Here is a 19,031-nt window from a genome sequence, read left to right as displayed (position 1 = left end):
AGGAAAAGAAAGTCATCCTTGACTCAATCCAGCCACTCTGAGGTATAATGAAAATTCAGCGTCACTTCGCTCCGACAGGTGGCCGGTTTCAATCAGAATCAGTGGCCAGATTCATCGGAATATGCAGTTTCTAAACTAATTAGCAACTGTATGCCATGTTTTTCGAGTAAATCAGCTATTTCCTTATTAATAATTGTTCCATTTGTGGTTATATGGTATGTAATACTATCATCGAAATCTAAATTGTTAATATAATTTAAGCATTTTTTTATTAATTTAATATTTAATAATGGTTCTCCTCCGTAAAAAGATAAAGAAGCAAAACCTTTCACTTTTGTTCTATCTGGGGAGTTAATTTTGTTGATATAGTAATCTATTGATTTTTTTGCAATTTCCCACTCCATGTCTTTCAAAGGTGACGTTCTTTTCTTTGTAAATTCATTTCTATAGCAATATTTGCATATTAAATTGCATCTTTCTGTTACTTCAAGAATCATTTGACCTAAATTATTAACCTCCTTGCAATACTGTTCTTTTGTATAAAAATTCATAAGTTGAAAATTCTTAGGAATAAACGCATTATCAACATTTATCCATGAAGAGACTTCCTTAATTGAATTATCAATGTCATAGTTTGGATATTTATTTTTAAGACCTTTCTTAAACTCTGGATTATGTAATAATGAATAATTTTCAATTAAAAATATCTCTATGTCATTAACAGCATATGTATTATTAGTCCAAGCATCATAAACATATTGATTTCCATTTTTCGTTTTAAACTTATGAATCAAAAGATGCTTATCCATGTTCACTTTCAGCGAAATAATGATATTTTCCTAAATTGAGCGATTCTTTCACTCTAAGATTAAGAATAATCCTTTTCCCATAAACCTGTCTATTTATTCTAAAAGTTATATTAATATTACGGGAAATGGCATATTTTAAATTGGTTAAAATTCTTTTATATGTGCCTGTTCCATTTTTCAATACTCTTCGCTTATTATGAATATCTTCAGGACCATCAATAGTAACCTGAAGGTTATTAATTTTAAATTTCAATAATGTATTCAGATTTTTTCTTGTTAATAAATATCCATTTGTAGTAATATGGGAAAAATATTCATTTATATTATTCTTATTGCATATATCAATAAATGAACTGCTCAAATACTCTATCTGCTTCATTGCCAATAATGGCTCACCACCATACCATGATACACTCAGATGTTTTGTAGTGGGTTTTATTGTTTTTTTAACATAGGTCACTATTGCATCCATTACTTCCTTGGACATAAACCTTGTATTAGATTGTGAACTTTTATAGCAGTAAATACACTGAAAGTTACACCCAAGGGTTGGTAAAATCTGAATTCCTATCACATACGATGACTCATACAATTCGTTTTTTCTCCTGATTAAAATATCGATTCATTCTCATCTTTTTGAAGTATGAATTTTCCATGTTTTAAAGCTGTGATAATATTAGAATGGGAGAGATTATTAATTCTGTTATTCAAAATTGCTTCATATATATTTTTCGATACCTCTATCATTGCACCAGTATAATTATTGTAGATAAGCCCCCCTTCTTTACCTTTCCCAAGATATTCATTAAATTGTGAGGACTTATATAAATCTTTTTGAAATTCCACTCTCTCTACCTCTTCCAAAAACTTCTTTTAATTTTTTTCCATTCATATATTTTTTATATCAAATACCGTGCCAAAATGAGAGGTGGCTCCTATAAAGGATTTGTAGATTAAAATGTTTTTGAAAATCGCACTTTTTGCGGAAATTAATTCTTAGATTTGAATTAAAACGATGGAAAAACCTCATCAATTCTATATAATTTTAAATCGCATTTATTTAGGATTTAAATCGCATTATAAGCGATATTTATGTTTTTCTATTTTGAGAACTATTTTAAATCTTTAAGTAGATCTTGCCTTCTTAAAAAGTCATGGAATTTCTTATAATCTTTCTTCTCTATATGAAAATAGGGAAGAAGGGATTTGAAGCTTCCTTCTGAAAGGGAAAGACCATAGCGAAGGATTTCTTTGAGCTGAGATTTGGTTAGTTCTCTCTTGATGTAGGGTCTATGAACCACATCCCAGAAGCTCTTCCCTCCTTCTACCATCTCCTGAAAAATCTTGTATAACCACCATTGGCTGAATTTATTCTCATTTTCCTCTCTCATCAGTGCATCGGGAAAGGATATGCTCTGTTCATAATATTTCAAGCTCCTCTTTATATCTTCTTTTCCAAAGTCGATGAGCTTTTTGGAAAAAAATTTTCTCTCCGATGAATCTATAGATAAGCGATCAGGGAATAGCATTTTCTTTGTCTTCATTATTTTCTCCAGAAGTTCATCTATTTTTATTTTTTTATCTTTTGATAGAAGAACGAGAGTATGGATAACTGCTTTTAGCTCCCTTAGATTTCCTGGCCAGGGATATCTCTTTAGGGCTTCCAAGGCAGAAGGACTTATCTCCTTCTCCTCTATCCCAAGCTCATGACATTCTTTAAAGAGAAAATAATAGATAAAAGCTTCTATATCTCTAAATTCCCTCTCCCTTAGTGATGGAATATAAAGCCCGAGTTGGGATATTCGGGAATAGAAGGGATCAAGGAGTTTCCCATCATTGACAAGTTTTTCAGGAGATGAGGAACATGCTGCTATTATCTTCACATCCGACTTCTCTATCTTATCTGAACCCACAGGATGGATCTCTCCATACTCAAAGAATCTTAGAAGGGCATTCTGAAATCTTAGAGGTATGGACTGAACCTCGTCAAGGAGAACAGTCCCTCCATCTGCTGATTTTAGCTTTCCAATCCTTCTCCTATCTGCTCCTGTGAATGCTCCTTTTTCATGGCCAAAGAGCTCAGATTGAATGAGATCCTCTGATGGATATAGGGAGCAATTTATGGGATAAAAAGGTTTCTCTTTTCTTTTGCTCAGAAAATGAATAAACCTTGATATAACCTCCTTTCCTGCGCCTGTCTTTCCTTCAAGCAGAACTGGCTCTTTGGATTGAGCGTATTTTTTTATTATCTCAAAATTCTTCTTTAGCCATCCATCCTCCCACATAAAGCCTGCATTTTCATTGGTTTTCTTCAAGAATCTGTAAAACTCAAGGCATGTGACCTCATAATCTGATAAAGAACCTGCGTGATCTCCTTCTCTTTAAAAGGAAATCAACCTTTTCACCCTCTCCTTAATTTCAATCTTTCCCCCCATTTTTTGCTCCTGATATTAATTATAAAATAAATAAAATAAAAGTGCCAAAAAATGTAAAGAAACGATTTTACTATTATTTTCCTTGACAATTAAAGAGATTTGAATAAAAATAATGGAAGAATAATGGAATTTCGAGAAGAATCCAAAAAAAGTAATTTATTAGGAGAAAGATTAATCGAAGATGGTGTAATAACTCCCCAGCAATTAGAATTAGCATTGAAAGAACAGAAAAGAACAGGAGAAATGCTTGGAGAAATATTGGTTGGCCTTGGCTTCATTTCCCATGAAACACTCTCTGCAGCCTTAGCTGCCCAATCAGGAGTTGAATTTATTAATCTTTCCAGGACAGTTATAGAAAAGGAAGCTCTAAGTATTGTTCCAGAGCCTTTTGCAAGACAGAAAAAATTAATTCCTATAAGTATTGAAGACAACTATCTAACAGTAGCAATGGCAAACATATATGATGTGGAAGCAATTTCTGAGCTCGAAAGAATTACAAAAATGTTTGTAAAAGTGGTTTCTTCGACTGAAACTGATATAACTCATGCGATTGATATCTACTATACAGGAGGAATTTCAATAGATGAATTGATCGAGGAAAGTATAAAACTCGGCATAAGGTATGGAACTGGTGCAGAAGCATCGATTGCAGAAGAGGCGCCGATAATAAAGTTAGTTGACCAGTTGACTTTGAAAGGCGTAAAAGATGAAGCCACTGATATCCACCTTGAACCCGAGGAGAAAATTTTCAGAATAAGGTATAGAATAGATGGAATATTATCTCTTGGCCCTTCAATTCCTAAAGCTCTTCAGCAGGCAATTAATGCAAGATTAAAAATAATCTCTGGAGTCAATGTTGCAGAATCAAGATTACCCCAGGATGGAAGAATAAAATTTCAGGTCGGAAAAAAATTAATCGATATCAGAGTTTCTTTCTTCCCGACTATCTGGGGAGAGAATGTTGTTTTAAGACTGCTCGATAAGTCTAAAATAGTTATGGGTCTTGAGCAGCTTGGTTTTGATGAAAAAAACCTGAAAATTTTCAAAAATATCATAGAAAGACCTAATGGCATTATTCTTGTGACGGGTCCCACTGGATCAGGAAAAACAACCACTCTTTATTCTGCCCTCTCTTATCTTAATTCAATTGAGAAGAATATAATTACAATTGAAGATCCAGTTGAATATGAATTTCCAGTGATAAGGCAATCTCAGGTGAATCCTAAAGCAGGGTTTACATTTGCAATGGGATTAAGGTCAATATTAAGGCAGGATCCAGATATAATTTTAATCGGAGAGATGAGGGATAAAGAAACGATAGAAATGGCAATAAGGGCAGCTCTTACCGGACATCTTGTTCTTTCTACTTTACATACAAATGATTCGGTTGGAGCTATACCGAGACTTATAGACATGGGGACTGAACCTTTTCTCATCTCTTCTTCTCTTATTGCAGTTATTGCCCAGAGGCTTGTAAGGTTGATATGTGATGATTGCAAGATTTCCTATATTCCGCCTGAGGATGTTTTGGCAAAAATTGAATCTGCGTATGCAGATAATGTAGTTTTTTATAGAGGTGAAGGATGTGAAAAATGCAAAGGAAAGGGTTATAGAGGCAGAATTGGAATATTTGAACTTTTATTGGTTACCGAAAAAATAAAAAAATTGATAATGAATGGTGCAGACTCTATCGCATTGAAAAATGCAGCTTTAGAAGAGGGGTTCATAACTCTTTTTGAAAGGGGAATGGAACTTGTTAAGAAGGGGAGAATCACTGTTGAAGAAGTTCTGAGAGTTTCCTTTGGAGAAGCCTGATGCCATATTATCAATATAAAGCAAAAGATTATAACGGAAAGGTTATTAGAGGGGTTTTACTTTCTGACAATGAGGATTCTCTAAGTGAAGCCCTTGAAAAGATGAGCCTTTTCCTCATAAAAGCTATTGAGATTAAAAAAAAGGAGAAAGCTTCAGGTAAACGGACCAAAATAAGAAGAAGGGATGTTTTAATCTTTACCATCCATTTGGCCACATCCCTTGAGGCAGGAGTTCCCCTATTAACAGCACTGGATGATTTTGCAGATGCTACTGAAAATGGAAGGCTGAAAAAAATTATGAGAGATATTGTTCGACAGGTCTCTGCAGGAGCTTTTTTTTCAGATGCTATTGCCAAATATCCAAGGACATTTTCAGAGCTATATGTAAGTGTTGTTAAAGCTGGAGAGGCTACTGGAAATCTGGATAAAGTTTTAAAGGATCTTATAAGATTTTTAGAATGGCAAGAGGAACTCACTGGACAGGTAAGGCAGGCATCAATGTATCCTACAATTGTTATCCTGATGGTCATTGGATTGATAACTCTTATGATGAGCTTTACAATTCCAAAAATTATCCCTGTTCTAAAGGAGTTCAATGTGGAACTTCCGATGCCCACAAAGACTGTCATCACTCTTTCAAATTTCTTTGAAAATTACTGGTATCTTCCTTTAATAACAGTCATAGGATTTGTAGTATTTTACAGAATTACTTACAGAACAGAGAAAGGAAGATTTTTCTGGGATAATCTTAAATTAAGATTGCCTGTGTTAGGAAATATTTTCAGAAAATTAGCCCTTTCAAGATTTTCTCATTATTTAAGTGTTCTTTATCGTACGGGAATTGGGATAATTCAGGCTCTTTCAATTCTTGAAAAAGTTGTGGTCAATGCAGTTGTCGCAAAAGAAATAAGAAGATTGAGAGAAGAAATAATGAGAGGCGAATCTCTTTCAAGTGGAATCAAAAAGAGCAAAGAATTTCCTTCGCTTGTAACAAGAATGATTGAAGTGGGAGAAGAGACAGGTGCTCTTGATGATACTCTTAACAAAGTTTCTGATTACTATGACAGAGAAATACCAGCTGCCATAAGACAGATGTTCGGTGTTCTTGAGCCTATGATGATTATTTTTTTAGGGGGGTTTGTTTTATTCATAGCCTTATCAATTTTCCTTCCGCTCTGGAGTTTAACTGGCCAGATCGGGCAACAGATTCCTTCTTATTGATGAAAATTTCAAATGCTTAAAAATTTATACTTAATTTTAGAAATTGAAGAGAATAAAGTTAAAATGATGGAAGTTTTGCTTTCAGGAAAGAAAATTAAAATAAACAAGTATCATCAGTTTGAGGTAGACAATTTTGAGAGAATGCCGTTTGAAATTGGAAATAAAATTCAAGAGGAAAGATATAAAGCAAAAGAGGCAGTGCTGTTACTTCCATCATCCTTAATTAACCAGTTTAGCATAACAGTGCCTCCTTTATCTCCGAAAGACCTGAGTTTAATTATAGCCCGGGAAGTTAAGAAATTGGTTCCATCTCTTGAAGATGTTCAATTTGACTATTTTTTATCAGGCGAAGGATTGTTGGAAGGAGGGGTAAGAAAAAAAGAGGCAATAGTATCCATGGTTTTGAAAGAGCACCTTAATAAGTATATAGATATACTTAATAAAATAAATTTAATCCCTTCAAAGATGACCTCTTCCTCTCAAGCATTTTTTAATGTATTAAAACTAACAAAGGGTGTAAGCAAGGGAACATCGATTTCTTTTCTTGATGTATCTGAAAATAAAGCTTCTCTTCTTATATTTAAAGAAAATATATGGGTTTTGACAAGAGAGTTTCCAATAAAGTCAGAGATTCTTACTGAATCAGAAATGGAGATTTCAAGATTACTCCAGGAAATAACGAGATCTTTTCAATTCTTCAAACAGAAAAATAGAGGATATGAAGTGAATTCAATGCTGATAGGAGGAACTTTTGAATATATGGATAAATTAATCGATCCTATTAGGACTGGGTTAAAAATTCCTATTTCCTTTGTTAACTGGGAAATGGTAAAAGATTTTGTCGAGATTCCCCCCATTTCTGAAAAGGATTTGAGAGCCTTTCTCAGCAATTTCTACACATTAATAGGAGGGGCTCTCAGTGTGATTCTAAAAGAAGGGATAAATTTTGTTCCTAAAGAAATATCAGAAAAGATTGAAATCAAAAGAAGAATCAAACAGACAGGTATTGCAGCTGCAATCTTTATTTTGGTTTTTATTGGAGTAAACAGCTATTTAGGTTCTATAGGCTCAAAGTATAAAAAAGAGATTAAACAGAAAGAAAAGAGTTATCAGGAAGCATCAAGCTATTTAGAGGAGATTAATAAAATTAAAGAAATAAGGCTAAAATTTTATGAAAGAAGAGAAATTTTAAAAAGCCCAAAAGAAAAATCTTACATAATATCGAAATTTATCCAGGATTTAAGTTTAATAATTCCGGCTGAAATAAACATAAAATCATTTTCCACCACTAACAAAATTAGTAAATGGGAGGTGGATTTTAAAGGTGAGGTAAATTCAAAAGATCAGACAACAGCTCAGGATTCCTTTATAAAATTTTTCCAGAAAATAAGAGAATTTTCTTATTCTAAAAACTTTTCTTTTTCCGGCTTGAATCTAAAAGGCGATAGAAATCCTCCAACAATGCAGGGTCCAGAAACTAAATCCAATATAATCCTTGAATTTAGTGTAAAAGGAGAATTGTATTTAGGAAATGAATATTAGAAATATATCAATTAATTTAATTCTCAAATATTCTATCTATATAATAATCTTTATATTTCCGGTGTTGTCTTATCTTTTATTTTTTAACCAAGAAATAAAGAGTTTTGATGAACTTAAAGGAAAGATTGATGAATACAATAAAAAAATCGAAAAATTCAATGTCGAATGGAGAAATTTTGAGAGGCCTGATGGGTTAGAGCAAAGTTACTGGGATCAAATGAATAGAGAATTTGATAAAAAAGTTCCGATGATAAATACACGAGAGGATCTTATTCTTTTTAATTCATCGGTGATTAAGGAAATTCGAGAAATTGCAAAAAGAAATGCTATGGCAGATGTCTCGATAAATTCTGAGATAACAGATATGTCAATAAATGTTCCACAAACCATTTCTTCTCAAGGAAATGTAGAGGAACTTAAGGGATTAAAGGAAAAGAATGTAAAAGAAATAGATATGAGATATGAAGTAATGGAGTCTTTTTTGTTGAAATTATCGTATTCTGGGGATTTTAAAAATTGTATTAATTTCATAAACGAAGCTACTCATGTAAATTATCTTGTTTCCATTATAAAAATTGATGTTAAGAGACAGGTGGGAGAGGTTCTATACATTGTTTATTTAAAAGTTTATTATAAAAAAGGAGACAATGTTAAAGAATAAATATGTAGCAGCTGTCCTCGTGGTAATTGCTGTTATTTTAGGAGCTCGAGCTATTATCAGTCTTACAAAGTCAAATGTCAAGTCTCCTCAAATAAGAGAGTCTAAACCTGCTGAGAGTATAAGAACCAATCTTAAACAAAATGTGAGCCCAATTGGGCAACAAAGTGTTACCACTGGCTCATCCATTCTTGGAAGTCAAACTCTTGAGAGTGAAGAGCCTGTAAAAACAATTCTGGATTCAGTGGATTTAAATAAAAAAGTAGAGCTTCAAAGAATTGAAGATTCTGCTCTGGATAATGAATGGGGAAAGGACCCATTTTTTCTCCCTGAGACAAAAGAAGTTTCAGTCCAGAAAGTAGTCCAGACAGCCCCCCAGAGTGCAGTTACTTTAAATATTAGTGGAATTCTAATCGACAGAAATAGAAGATTAGTATTAATAAACGGCGAAATTTACAAGGCAGGCGATTCGATCGATGGAGTATTGATTAAATCAATATTTAGGGATAAAATTATAATTGAAGTTGGTGGAATTGAAGAAACAATAGGATTATTTGAAAAGAAAAAATAATATATTTAAATGGGGTGTAAATGAGGAAAAAACAAATTTTTTGGAAAGGAAAAATAATAGCAAGTATTGTTATTATTTTTTTCCTGATTAGCTTTAATTGTGCTCCCAAAAAAGAGTTAAAACCAAAAGTAACACCTCCAAAGCCAGAAGAGAAAGTCGAAGAAATTCCAAAAGAGGATCTTGCAATAATTAAAGAAGTTCCAAAGGAGAAACCCAAAGTTCCTGAAGAAGAGCAGAAATATAATCTTGCGTTAGAAGAAGCTGATATAAGAGATGTACTGTTGCTGATATCAAGAGATACTGATATTAGTATTCTCATTGATCCTGATGTAAAGGGAACAATTCCAATTGTGGATTTAAAGAAAGTCGCTCTGGGAAAGATATTGTATTATATCTTACCCACATTAGGTCTTGATTACAGCTGGGATGGGAAAATATTAAGGGTTTTCAAACAGAAAATGGAAACCAGGGTATTCTATTTGAATTATATTGCTGCATCCCGTGAGGGAAGTAGAGACGTAATCTATACTTCAAGGGCAGGCGGAGCTGCAGCAGGAGGAGGTGTCGCAGGTGGAGGAGTTGTTGGTGGTGGGAGTGAAGCTCAGAGTAGGACTGATATAAGAACAAGAACAGCAACTAATCTATGGAGTGATTTACAGACTGGTTTAGAAAGTGTGATATTTGGAAAGTCTTTAAAGGGAACACCTGGAGAAGTTCCTACACCCTATTCCTATTCCGATGGAACAGGAAGGAAATTATTGATAAGCCCTCAAACAGGTATCGTAATGATTACTGATTTTCCTGAAAAGATTAATCAAGCAGCTTATTTAATCGAAGCTTTAGAGGGTTCGGCTCATAGACAGGTCTGGATAGAAGCAAAGATGATAGAAGTTATTCTGGATCGAGGTCATCAAATGGGAGTAAACTGGAGTGCTGTTTTAAATCCAAAAGATTTTTTTGGAACCCTTCCTTCTACCGATACGTTAAAGTTTCCTTCGATTAAGCAAGATGTAGGAAATGTAACTGAGCAGGCTTTAAATCCTTCATACGGAAGTTTCCAGTATGCAATTTCAAACAATAAGATCGATCTTTTAATAGATGCCCTCTCAAGACAGGGTAATTTAAATGTTCTTTCTTCTCCAAGAGTTTCAGCTCTCAATAACGAAAAAGCTGTTATAAGGGTGGTACGAGAAGAAGCATTTTTCAGTATGCAGACTTTTATAACAGCAGTTGTTACAGGAGCCATTACAGCCCCATCTGTGTATGTTCAAATTGTTCCCGTGGGGATAGTGATGGATATCATTCCCCAGATTTCCCCAGCCGGGGAGATAATTTTAAGCATTAATCCTGATATATCAGAACTTGTTGAAATAAGGCAATTTCAGGCTGAGGGCACGATGGCTACCCAACCTGTTATAGATCGAAGAAGTATCGATACTGTGGCAAAAGCAAAGAATGGGGAGACTATTGTGATTGCAGGGATAATAAGAGAAAGAAAGAAGGAAGTTCTCAGAGGAGTCCCATTCCTGATGAAAGTTCCTTTCCTTGGAACTCTATTCAGAAGAACAGAACAGGTTCTTGAAAGGTCTGAGCTTGTTATATTGATAACTCCCACTTTAATGGTTGGAAAAAAGATTATTGAATTGACCGAAGAAGAGAAGAGAAGAATCGAAGAAGCAACAAGACCTTTTCATTTTGGAGATATAGATCCCTGGAAAGAAGGAATAAAAGGGGAGCTAAGAAAAAGGAATTAGAAAGAATTCTTTGTTAGTCAAGATTAACTATGTATGAAGAATTTTATGGTTTTTATGAAAAACCGTTCACTCTAACACCTGACCCAAAATTTTTTTTTATGAGTGAAGATCACTTTTCTGCCCTCGAACATCTTTTATTCGGAATTAATCAAGGAGAAGGATTTTTAGTTCTGGCAGGAGGTGTAGGGACTGGAAAAACAACCCTTTCTAAAATTATTTTAGATAAGGTGAAAAATAATTATGTTACTTCTTTAATTTTAAATCCTTTTGTGAATGAGATAGAACTTTTGAGCAGTATAATTTATGATTTTGGGTGCATCCCAGAGGGAGTCACAAAGAAAGAGTTGATTGACCAGCTTAATTTTTTTCTTTTAAAGGAAGTTGCGGAGAAAGGAAAAAGGGCGATTTTAATAATCGATGAAGCACAGAATTTGAGCTTTGAAGTTCTCGAACAAATAAGGATTCTTTCAAACCTGGAAACGGATAAGGAAAAATTGATCCAGATACTTCTTGTTGGTCAGGAGGAACTTTTAAAAAAATTAGCAAGGCCTGAGCTCAGACAGTTGAATGGAAGGATTCCGATAAAATATTATTTGCTACCATTGAAGAAGAAAGAGATAGAATCATACATATTACACAGGCTGAGAGTTGCTGGAATGAAGAAGAAGTTAGACTTCTCAAAAGGAGCTATAAAAGAAATATATAAATTTTCGAAAGGAATCCCAAGACAGATAAACATTATTTGTGATAGAGCATTGTTAGCTGGGTTCGTGAAAAATACTTATAAAATAAAAAAAGAAATGATAAAAAAAGCAAGGAGAAGTTTAGTTGGAGAGAAGGAGAAGGAGTTAAAAAACTTGTTAAAACGGGAGAAAAGATTTTTCTTTACATTTTTTAAAAAGAAATATTCAATAAACATAAATAATTCAAAAGAAGAATGAGTCTTATTTCGGAAGCTTTAAAAGAAGCTCAAAGAAAAAGGGAAAGATTATTTCCATCGAAGACTAATAAGAGCTTATCTGTAGTTGTGGAAAAGAAAGAAGTTAAAGCATCTAAAAGATTAGCATTGGTAATAGCTATTCTTTTTATAGTAAATATAAGTATTTTTATATTTTTCTTTTTGAATTTCGATAAATCATTTAGAGATAGAACAAAAATTATAGATCATATTTCATCAAAAAAAGTCATTCCTCAAGAGAGCAGGTTAACTCAAAAGCCAGGCATAATTGATGAGAAACTTGATAGTATTCAATTAACTGAAAATCAACTAAAAGAACAGATTCAAGAGAAAAAAGAAGAGCTGAAAATACTGGCTGGTAAGTTGCCCGAAACAGAACAAAAAAAAGAGGAACCTAAAACACAAGAAGTTTTAAAAGAAACAATTCCTGAACAAAAAAAAGAACCTCTTTCTGAAACAAAAATTCAAGAAGCTATACAACCAAAAAAGGAATTAAAGGTAGATAAACCCAAATCATCAAAACCTTCATCAGAAAAAGAAGGCGTGGGAATTAGAGAACCAAAGATTAAATTTCAATTAAACAAAGAAGAGAAAGAAACCGAGAAATTTAGTGACTTATACGCAAAAGCAGAGGAATTTCAAAAGAATGAAGAATGGGCGAAAGCAAAAGAGCTATGGGAAAAAATATTGAAGAAAAAAGAGATGAAAGAAGTTTATCTTAACATTGGAATTTCCCTGAGAATGTTAAAGAATAGCGAAGAAGCTGAATATAGTTTTAAAAAAGCGTTACAGATCGATCCCTCATACCGGGAGGCGTTGAATAATCTGGGAGTTCTTCATTTAGAGAAAGGAGAATATGAAGAATCAGCTAAAATATTGGAAAAAGCCCTGTCTTTATCTCCGAATGATTATGAGATTTTAATCAATTTAGGAATTAATTATTTCAGATTAAATGAGTTGCAGAAATCTTACAATTGTATGAAGAAAGTTACAGAAGCAAACCCATTTTTATATCAGCCTTATTATTATCTTGGATTGATATTTTTTAAATTAGATAACCTTAAAGATGCAAAATTAAATTTTGAAAAGTTTCTTGAGTTTTCTCCAAAGAATTTGTCACAAAGAAACTGGGTTGAGAGTAAATTATTGGAATTGAGAAATTATTAAATTTTTCTTAAAACAAAAATCTTAATAAAAATTAAAAGGTAGAGAATTTAAAACGTAAATTTGACAAAGAAGCCTCTATGTATTAATATTTGTGTTTTAAATTTAATGGAAATTTCATTTTTTCCTGAAAGATAGAATGGGCGAAAAAAGGAAAAAATTCTTAACTAATTTATTCTTGGAATTAGCAATTTCTCTTTTAATAGCTTTTATTTTTATCTCTCATATTGCCCAGGCTTTTAAAGTGGAAGGAAGCAGTATGGAACCCCTGATAAAGAATGATGAAAGAGTTATTGTAAACAAACTTATATATAAATTCTCAAAAATCAAAAGAGGCGATGTGGTTGTTTTCTGGTACCCTTATAATCCAAAGAAATCATTCATCAAAAGAGTGATAGGATTACCCAATGAAATCATCGAGATAAGAGATGGAAATATATACATAAATAGCAAAAAAATCAATGAACCTTATATAAAAGAACCATTCAGGTCTCATGAGAATATGGAACCCATTTCAATTCCTTCTGGATTCTATTTTGTGCTGGGCGACCACAGAAATTCATCCAACGATAGTAGAGTTGGATGGCTGGTTCCAGAAAAATATATTTATGGAAAGGCTTTATTGATATACTGGCCTCTCGGCAAATTTAGGGAAATTTGAAAAATTTAAAACCCCCTCAAATATTAATATTAAGCTTTTTATTTTTGATAATATCGGGAACTATTTTATTGCTTCTTCCTTTTTCAGTAAAAGATAATTATAAATTGAGATTAATAGATGCATTATTTACAGCTGCTTCTGCAACCTGTGTAACAGGACTTTCTTCTATGAGCATTTCCGATAATCTTACGTTTTTTGGGCAATTGATTGTGTTAACCCTGATTCAACTGGGAGGGTTAGGATTAATGACATTTTCTTCTTTTATAGCTTTGATTGTGGGAAAAAGATTTTCATTTAAAAATGGAATAATAATACAGGAGAGTTTTTTACATTCTCCTATCAAAAATTTACGTAAATTGATTTTTGAAATAATTATTTTTACATTCTCGATAGAATTAACTGGCGCTTTGCTTTTATTTTTTTATTGGAATAATGAGTTTCCTTTAAACAAGTCGATATATTATTCAATTTTCCATTCAATTTCTGCTTTTTGCAATGCTGGTTTCTCTCTGTTCAATTCCAACTTAATTAAGTATGTCGATAGTATATGGATAAATATAATTATTATATTTCTGATTTTTTCTGGGGGAATTGGTTTTTTTGTGCTGAGAAATCTGAAAGAATATATAGGAAATTTCAAAAGAAGAAGATCATTCAAGATGCCAGTTCAAGTAAAGATTGTTCTTTTTAGTTCCTTTTTTCTGATTATTATTTCTTCCTTTTTATTTATGCTGATGGAATGGAATAAGTCTCTATCAGAATTGCCCATAAAAGCAAAAGTATTGAGTTCTGTGTTTCAATCAGTGACACCGAGAACAGCTGGGCTTACTACAATAGACATTTCTTTGGTTTCAAATGGAGCAGTTTTGTTAATTATTTTACTTATGTTTATAGGAGCATCTCCAGGATCTACAGGAGGAGGGATTAAAACCACTACATTCGCAGTTTTGGTTGGATACCTAAGAGCAAGACTTAGAAACAGACTTTCAATTAGATTTTTTAACAGAAACATCCCTTTGGATCATTCCCAGAAAGCTTTAACGATATTTTTGATTGCTTTAATAGTCGTTGGCATATCTTGCTTTTTAATGCTGATATCGCAGAAAAATCTGAGATTTGAAGATGTTACATTTGAGGTATTTTCAGCTTTTGGAACAGTGGGACTTTCGAGGGGAATTACATCTATGATTAATTCTTTTGGTAAAGTTGTATTAATTGTTACTATGTTTATCGGGAGAGTAGGACCTATTACTTTAATATATGCAATGGGTGTTACTGAAGCAAAAGTTGACTTACAGTATCCAGAAGAAAAAATAATGATAGGATAAGGAGGTAAAGATGAGTAAATTCGTTGTAATTGGGCTTGGAAGCTTTGGAGAAAATGTCGCGAAAACTTTATATGAAAAGGGAAATGATGTTCTCGCTATTGATGTTGATAAAGATAAAATAAATAATATAAAAGAATTTGTCTCCAATGCAATCGTTGCAGATGCAAGAAATAAAGAAACTCTGGAAGAATTAGACGTTGCTGATTCTGACGGAGTAATAGTAAGTCTTGGTCCTGAAATGGAAGGAAGTATTTTGATAGCGCTTCATCTAAAAGAACTAGGCGTTAAAAATATAATAGTAAAAGCTTTATCAGAGGATCATGGCAAAATACTCGAATTAATAGGGGCCCATCAGACTATTTATCCAGAAAAAGATGAAGCTATAAGGCTTGCAAACATATTGAGTTCAAAAAATATTCTTGATTTTCTTCAGCTTTCTCCGGATGTATCAATTGAAGAGATAGCTCCTCCGGAAAAATTTGTTGGTAAAAGCATTAAAGATTTAGACTTGAGAAATAAGTACAAAATTCAAATTATCGCTATAAGAGATACAATTAAAGATGAGCTACAGTTTCTAATTGAACCAAATTTTATCATCAAAGAGAGTGATTCACTGGTTATACTTGGAACGAAGGAAAGCTTTAAGAAATTGGAGAGCTTATAAACATTAAAAATAAAGGCCGCCCTTCCTGCTTAGAAAAGGAAAGAAATCCCAAAGCTGAAGTAAAATCCATTTAAGTCAAATTTTTCAAAGCCCTGAAATTCATCAGAGAGTTTTCCCTTTAGCCATATATATTTTGCATCACCGGTTAAGCCAATTGAATTGCTGATTTTAAATATCAAACCAGCTCTTAAATTTGCTCCGAAATCCTGGGTTGAAGTATTGTAACTTCCTGTGAAAATAGAATAATCATTGAAGTCTATGAAATCACCTTCCTGTTGGTAATTCCAGAAATATATGCCAGTTCCAGCTCCAAAATAAGGAATCATAGTTCCAAGGAGTCCAAGAGGATAGTATTTCATGTTTATTTCAAGGGGTGTAATCTTTAATTTAAGCGTCTGTGTGATTGGAGAGCCATCTGAATATTCATAATCACGATAGGATGTAACTTTCGACCTTTCATATGAGGAGTATTCAAAAGAAAAACTTAGATTTTTGAATTTTCTCGTCCTGAACTCGAATTCGCCACTAAAAAATTTTCCGTTGAAGTCATTCTTTTTCAGGTATAAATTTTCACGGTTTATCTGCCAGAGGTCGCTTTCTTGTTTCAACATAGTAGAGCCAAGTCTGAATGTTAAAATATCCGAAAATAATGCTAATGGCAGAAAAAATAAAAAAGTTCCTAATAAAATTTTTCTCATATCTTTCCCTCCGAAAAAATTTAAGCAATTTTAATGCCAATTTATAGCCTTTTTATCATAGAATCTCAATAAAGCCTCTAAGGAAGCTTGCCGTAAGAAACCGAAGTTCATACGAGGTTTGTCTCCATAGGGAAAGTGAAATGTCACATGAGTATAAAAAATGATATTTAAGTAACGTGACATTAAAGTGTTCTAAAATTGATTCAACTGTACAAAAAAGTTTCATTTTTTTGTTTATCATTTCTTGACATAGAAATGCAATAAGGATAATTTAAAGAATTAAAATTATTTCAAAAGAGCATATTCTAAATCAGGAGGGAAAGGTGAAGAAATTGAGAAAATTAATAGTTCTCTATGGAATTCTTCTTTTATTGCCATGTTTATTGAAATCAGAGATAAAATTTTCATTTGCTTTAAATGGAGGTTATTATTTTCCTTCTGCAAGGACATTTAACTCTGAAATTGTTACTTATTACAATGATAGACTTGATTTCTGGAGAGATGTTTTTGACTCAGCAGGAGCCAAAACTAATTTAAAAGAACTTAAAGAGATAGAGGGAAACTTATTCTATGGTGGAGAAATCGACCTCGAATTTTATGATAGATATATTTTATCATTTGGCATAGGAAAGTGGAAATACGAGCCTGCCTATGAACTTAAAGGAGTTTTTGAGACTAATAATAAAGCTGATGAATTTAAATTTTCAGGAGATTTTCTAATATCAATTTTACCCCTGAATTTAACAGTCAAATACATTTTTCCTTTTAGATTTTTTAACTGCTACGCAGGAGCTGGAGCAGGGTATTATGTAGTAAAATTTTCAAATTCAATTTTGTGGGAGGAAAACGTTGAGGGAAAGAATGTTTATTTTAGCAGGTCTGAGATGAAGGCTGTTAAGAGGAAGCTTGTTCCCCATCTGGATGCAGGCGTTGAATTCCCAATTCCATATCTGAAGAGTTTTTCTTTATGCCTCGATTTGAAATATATTCTTGGAAATCTAAAAGATTTTGAGGTTAAAAAGAATACAGAGAATCCCGAACAAATAGGGAAATCTTTAATGTACGAGAATAAATATGGAGAGAATAAAGTATTTATTTTTGAATTGTCAGGCATATCCTTGAATATTTTTGTTAAATATAAATTTTAGCTTTCAATATGTTTTATTATCTGTCCTTGGGGAGTAATAGGGGGAATCGACTATCCAATTTAAAGAAGGCTATCCGTTTAATTCAAGAAAAAAACATTGAATTGGTAAAATCTTCCAGTTTCTATTTAACTGAACCTGTCGATTTTAAAGATCAAAATTGGTTTATAAATGTTGTATTGAAAGTTAGATCTGAACTCAAACCTTTAGAGATGTTAAGAATAATTAAGAAAATTGAAGATAGTTTCAGAAGGAATAGATTCATTCAGAAAGGTCCAAGGGAGATTGACATTGATATTTTGATCGCTATGAAAAATGATAATGAAAGTCTAATATTAAATGAAGAGAACTTGCAGATTCCTCATCCTAAATTGAATGAAAGAAATTTTGTTTTAATTCCCCTATCAGAGATTTCTTCTGACTTGAAACACCCTGTTTTAAATATGACGATTAAAGATTTATTCTTAAATTCAAAAGACATGTCAAAAATAAGAAAAATAAGCAAATAAACTTTTTCAATATTTCTCGAAAAAAGAGATTTCTTATTAATAAAATAACACTTTTAAGGATTTGCTACTTTATATATATAATGTAATGTAAGAGGTTTCTCAAATATTTTTCAGGCGTTTTGCTGCTCCTTCAGGAGAAACAGAATTGATATAAAATCCAGTTCCCCATTCAAAACCCGCTACTTTTGTCAATGATGGCATGTATTCAATATGCCAGTGATACATTTCACCGAGATCCTCATTGAATGGAGAATTATGGATTACTAAGTTGTACGATGGGTGTTTGAGAAGTTTATCTATTTTTACCATAAATTTTTTTAATATCATAGATAAGTTTTCAATCTCATGTTTCTGGCTGTTTTCAAAACAGTTGTTATGATTTTTTGGAATTATCCAGGTTTCGAAAGGAAAACGGGGTGCATATGGAGAGATTGCTATGAAATCATCATTCTGGGTTATAACTCTCTTATTTTCTTCAATTTCCTGTTTAATTATATCGCAGTATATGCATCTTTCTTTATAAGAAAAATATATCTTTGAACCCTCCATTTCTTCTGTTACTATCTTTGGAATTATAGGGAGGGCAATCAGTTGAGTATGAGTATGAGAAAGAGAAGCTCCAGCAGAGAAACCGTGATTTTTGAAGATCATTATATATTTAAATCTCTTATCTTTTTTTAAATCCAGTATTCGATCCCGACATGCCCATATAATGTTTTCCAGAGTTTTTAGCTCCATCGTACTCCATGTATCAGTATGGCTGGTTGTCTCAATTATTACCTCATGGGCTCCAATTCCATTCATTTTATCAAACATTCCCTCTCCTCTTCTGTTTAACTCTCCTTCAATTATAAGTGCCGGGAATTTATTCGGAATCACTCTTAAAATCCATCCTTTCTTGTTGGGTTCACCTCCACCTGGTCTGTAGGAGAGTATCTCAGGAGGCGTCATATGTTCATTGCCCTCACAGAAAGGGCATTCAATTTTCTCGTTTAAAAGAAAATTATCATTCTTTTTGAATTCGTTTGGTCTCATATTTCTTTCAGTTGAAATTATCACCCATCTTCCAATTATGGGATCTTTTCTGAGTTCTGGCATTT

General features: G+C 32.7%; 19 protein-coding genes. 13 read left to right on the top strand and 6 right to left on the bottom strand.

The window, feature by feature from the left end; translation table 11 throughout:
* Nucleotides 1–98: 98 nt before the first annotated feature.
* The 4 genes from AB1410_09445 to AB1410_09430 all read right to left on the bottom strand — a co-directional run bounded on the left by AB1410_09445 (nt 99) and on the right by AB1410_09430 (nt 3,124).
* Complete coding sequence (locus AB1410_09445) at nt 99–809, bottom strand: radical SAM protein (GenBank protein MEW6456918.1); 711 nt, start codon at nt 807–809, stop codon at nt 99–101.
* Complete coding sequence (locus AB1410_09440; protein MEW6456917.1) at nt 802–1,383, bottom strand: radical SAM protein; 582 nt, start codon at nt 1,381–1,383, stop codon at nt 802–804. The genes AB1410_09445 and AB1410_09440 overlap by 8 nt, the downstream gene beginning before the upstream one ends.
* Before the next feature lie 35 nt (nt 1,384–1,418).
* Complete coding sequence (locus AB1410_09435; GenBank protein ID MEW6456916.1) at nt 1,419–1,655, bottom strand: hypothetical protein; 237 nt, start codon at nt 1,653–1,655, stop codon at nt 1,419–1,421.
* Nucleotides 1,656–1,921: 266 nt separating this feature from the next.
* The gene (locus tag AB1410_09430; GenBank protein MEW6456915.1) at nt 1,922–3,124 is read right to left on the bottom strand and encodes a sigma 54-interacting transcriptional regulator; all 1,203 of its coding nucleotides are present in this window, start codon (nt 3,122–3,124) and stop codon (nt 1,922–1,924) included.
* A gap of 243 nt (nt 3,125–3,367) precedes the next feature.
* Here AB1410_09430 and AB1410_09425 point away from each other — a divergent pair, with 243 nt between their 5' ends.
* The 11 genes from AB1410_09425 (at nt 3,368) to AB1410_09375 (ending at nt 15,579) form a co-directional block, all read left to right on the top strand.
* A complete protein-coding gene (locus AB1410_09425) occupies nt 3,368–5,059 on the top strand; it encodes an ATPase, T2SS/T4P/T4SS family (GenBank protein MEW6456914.1) in 1,692 nt (563 codons plus the stop codon).
* A complete protein-coding gene (locus AB1410_09420; protein MEW6456913.1) occupies nt 5,059–6,279 on the top strand; it encodes a type II secretion system F family protein in 1,221 nt (406 codons plus the stop codon). Before AB1410_09425 ends, AB1410_09420 begins: the two co-directional genes overlap by 1 nt.
* Before the next feature lie 12 nt (nt 6,280–6,291).
* Nucleotides 6,292–7,821, top strand: coding sequence for a hypothetical protein (locus AB1410_09415; protein MEW6456912.1), 1,530 nt, complete (start codon nt 6,292–6,294; stop codon nt 7,819–7,821).
* Nucleotides 7,811–8,482, top strand: a complete 672-nt coding sequence (locus tag AB1410_09410) for a hypothetical protein (protein MEW6456911.1) — start codon at nt 7,811–7,813, stop codon at nt 8,480–8,482. Before AB1410_09415 ends, AB1410_09410 begins: the two co-directional genes overlap by 11 nt.
* Nucleotides 8,469–9,050 (top strand): hypothetical protein, encoded by a 582-nt coding sequence (locus tag AB1410_09405; protein MEW6456910.1) that lies wholly within the window; start codon nt 8,469–8,471, stop codon nt 9,048–9,050. The genes AB1410_09410 and AB1410_09405 overlap by 14 nt, the downstream gene beginning before the upstream one ends.
* A 20-nt stretch (nt 9,051–9,070) precedes the next feature.
* On the top strand, nt 9,071–10,804 hold the full coding sequence (locus AB1410_09400; protein MEW6456909.1) for a secretin N-terminal domain-containing protein: 1,734 nt from the start codon (nt 9,071–9,073) through the stop codon (nt 10,802–10,804).
* A 29-nt stretch (nt 10,805–10,833) separates the two neighbouring features.
* Nucleotides 10,834–11,745, top strand: coding sequence for an AAA family ATPase (locus AB1410_09395; GenBank protein MEW6456908.1), 912 nt, complete (start codon nt 10,834–10,836; stop codon nt 11,743–11,745).
* A complete protein-coding gene (locus tag AB1410_09390) occupies nt 11,742–12,929 on the top strand; it encodes a tetratricopeptide repeat protein (GenBank protein MEW6456907.1) in 1,188 nt (395 codons plus the stop codon). Before AB1410_09395 ends, AB1410_09390 begins: the two co-directional genes overlap by 4 nt.
* A 136-nt stretch (nt 12,930–13,065) precedes the next feature.
* A complete protein-coding gene (gene lepB, locus AB1410_09385) occupies nt 13,066–13,587 on the top strand; it encodes a signal peptidase I (GenBank protein ID MEW6456906.1) in 522 nt (173 codons plus the stop codon).
* Complete coding sequence (locus AB1410_09380; protein ID MEW6456905.1) at nt 13,584–14,915, top strand: TrkH family potassium uptake protein; 1,332 nt, start codon at nt 13,584–13,586, stop codon at nt 14,913–14,915. The genes lepB and AB1410_09380 overlap by 4 nt, the downstream gene beginning before the upstream one ends.
* A gap of 10 nt (nt 14,916–14,925) precedes the next feature.
* Nucleotides 14,926–15,579 carry a TrkA family potassium uptake protein gene (locus AB1410_09375; GenBank protein MEW6456904.1) on the top strand — a complete coding sequence of 218 codons (654 nt, stop codon included), beginning with the start codon at nt 14,926–14,928 and terminating at the stop codon, nt 15,577–15,579.
* Nucleotides 15,580–15,608: 29 nt separating this feature from the next.
* On the opposite strand, the gene AB1410_09370 is transcribed toward AB1410_09375, so the two are convergent.
* Nucleotides 15,609–16,277 (bottom strand): hypothetical protein, encoded by a 669-nt coding sequence (locus AB1410_09370; GenBank protein MEW6456903.1) that lies wholly within the window; start codon nt 16,275–16,277, stop codon nt 15,609–15,611.
* Between the two features lie 323 nt (nt 16,278–16,600).
* On the opposite strand from AB1410_09370, the gene AB1410_09365 reads away from it, so the two are divergent.
* Together AB1410_09365 and folK are read left to right on the top strand one after the other, a co-directional pair.
* Nucleotides 16,601–17,425 carry a hypothetical protein gene (locus AB1410_09365; protein MEW6456902.1) on the top strand — a complete coding sequence of 275 codons (825 nt, stop codon included), beginning with the start codon at nt 16,601–16,603 and terminating at the stop codon, nt 17,423–17,425.
* 8 nt (nt 17,426–17,433) lie between these two features.
* Nucleotides 17,434–17,931 (top strand): 2-amino-4-hydroxy-6-hydroxymethyldihydropteridine diphosphokinase, encoded by a 498-nt coding sequence (gene folK, locus AB1410_09360; protein MEW6456901.1) that lies wholly within the window; start codon nt 17,434–17,436, stop codon nt 17,929–17,931.
* Between the two features lie 99 nt (nt 17,932–18,030).
* Here folK and galT read toward each other — a convergent pair whose 3' ends face one another.
* Nucleotides 18,031–19,029, bottom strand: coding sequence for a galactose-1-phosphate uridylyltransferase (gene galT, locus AB1410_09355; protein ID MEW6456900.1), 999 nt, complete (start codon nt 19,027–19,029; stop codon nt 18,031–18,033).
* Between the last annotated feature and the right edge of the window lie 2 nt (nt 19,030–19,031).

Source organism: Acidobacteriota bacterium, assembly GCA_040756905.1.
Taxonomy (GTDB): domain Bacteria; phylum Acidobacteriota; class Aminicenantia; order JBFLYD01; family JBFLYD01; genus JBFLYD01.
The sequence above is the reverse complement of the archived record's forward strand: the minus strand, read 5'-3'. Positions and strand labels throughout refer to the sequence as shown.

Excerpts from the sequence above, each read along its gene's own strand:
- AB1410_09445 (MEW6456918.1), bottom strand. The coding sequence starts at position 809 with ATGGATAAGCATCTTTTGATTCATAAGTTTAAAACGAAAAATGGAAAT.
- AB1410_09425 (MEW6456914.1), top strand. The coding sequence starts at position 3,368 with ATGGAATTTCGAGAAGAATCCAAAAAAAGTAATTTATTAGGAGAAAGA.
- AB1410_09420 (MEW6456913.1), top strand. The coding sequence starts at position 5,059 with ATGCCATATTATCAATATAAAGCAAAAGATTATAACGGAAAGGTTATT.
- AB1410_09415 (MEW6456912.1), top strand. The coding sequence starts at position 6,292 with ATGCTTAAAAATTTATACTTAATTTTAGAAATTGAAGAGAATAAAGTT.
- AB1410_09410 (MEW6456911.1), top strand. The coding sequence starts at position 7,811 with ATGAATATTAGAAATATATCAATTAATTTAATTCTCAAATATTCTATC.
- AB1410_09405 (MEW6456910.1), top strand. The coding sequence starts at position 8,469 with ATGTTAAAGAATAAATATGTAGCAGCTGTCCTCGTGGTAATTGCTGTT.
- AB1410_09400 (MEW6456909.1), top strand. The coding sequence starts at position 9,071 with ATGAGGAAAAAACAAATTTTTTGGAAAGGAAAAATAATAGCAAGTATT.
- AB1410_09395 (MEW6456908.1), top strand. The coding sequence starts at position 10,834 with ATGTATGAAGAATTTTATGGTTTTTATGAAAAACCGTTCACTCTAACA.
- AB1410_09390 (MEW6456907.1), top strand. The coding sequence starts at position 11,742 with ATGAGTCTTATTTCGGAAGCTTTAAAAGAAGCTCAAAGAAAAAGGGAA.
- lepB (MEW6456906.1), top strand. The coding sequence starts at position 13,066 with ATGGGCGAAAAAAGGAAAAAATTCTTAACTAATTTATTCTTGGAATTA.
- AB1410_09375 (MEW6456904.1), top strand. The coding sequence starts at position 14,926 with ATGAGTAAATTCGTTGTAATTGGGCTTGGAAGCTTTGGAGAAAATGTC.
- AB1410_09370 (MEW6456903.1), bottom strand. The coding sequence starts at position 16,277 with ATGAGAAAAATTTTATTAGGAACTTTTTTATTTTTTCTGCCATTAGCA.
- folK (MEW6456901.1), top strand. The coding sequence starts at position 17,434 with ATGTTTTATTATCTGTCCTTGGGGAGTAATAGGGGGAATCGACTATCC.
- galT (MEW6456900.1), bottom strand. The coding sequence starts at position 19,029 with ATGCCAGAACTCAGAAAAGATCCCATAATTGGAAGATGGGTGATAATT.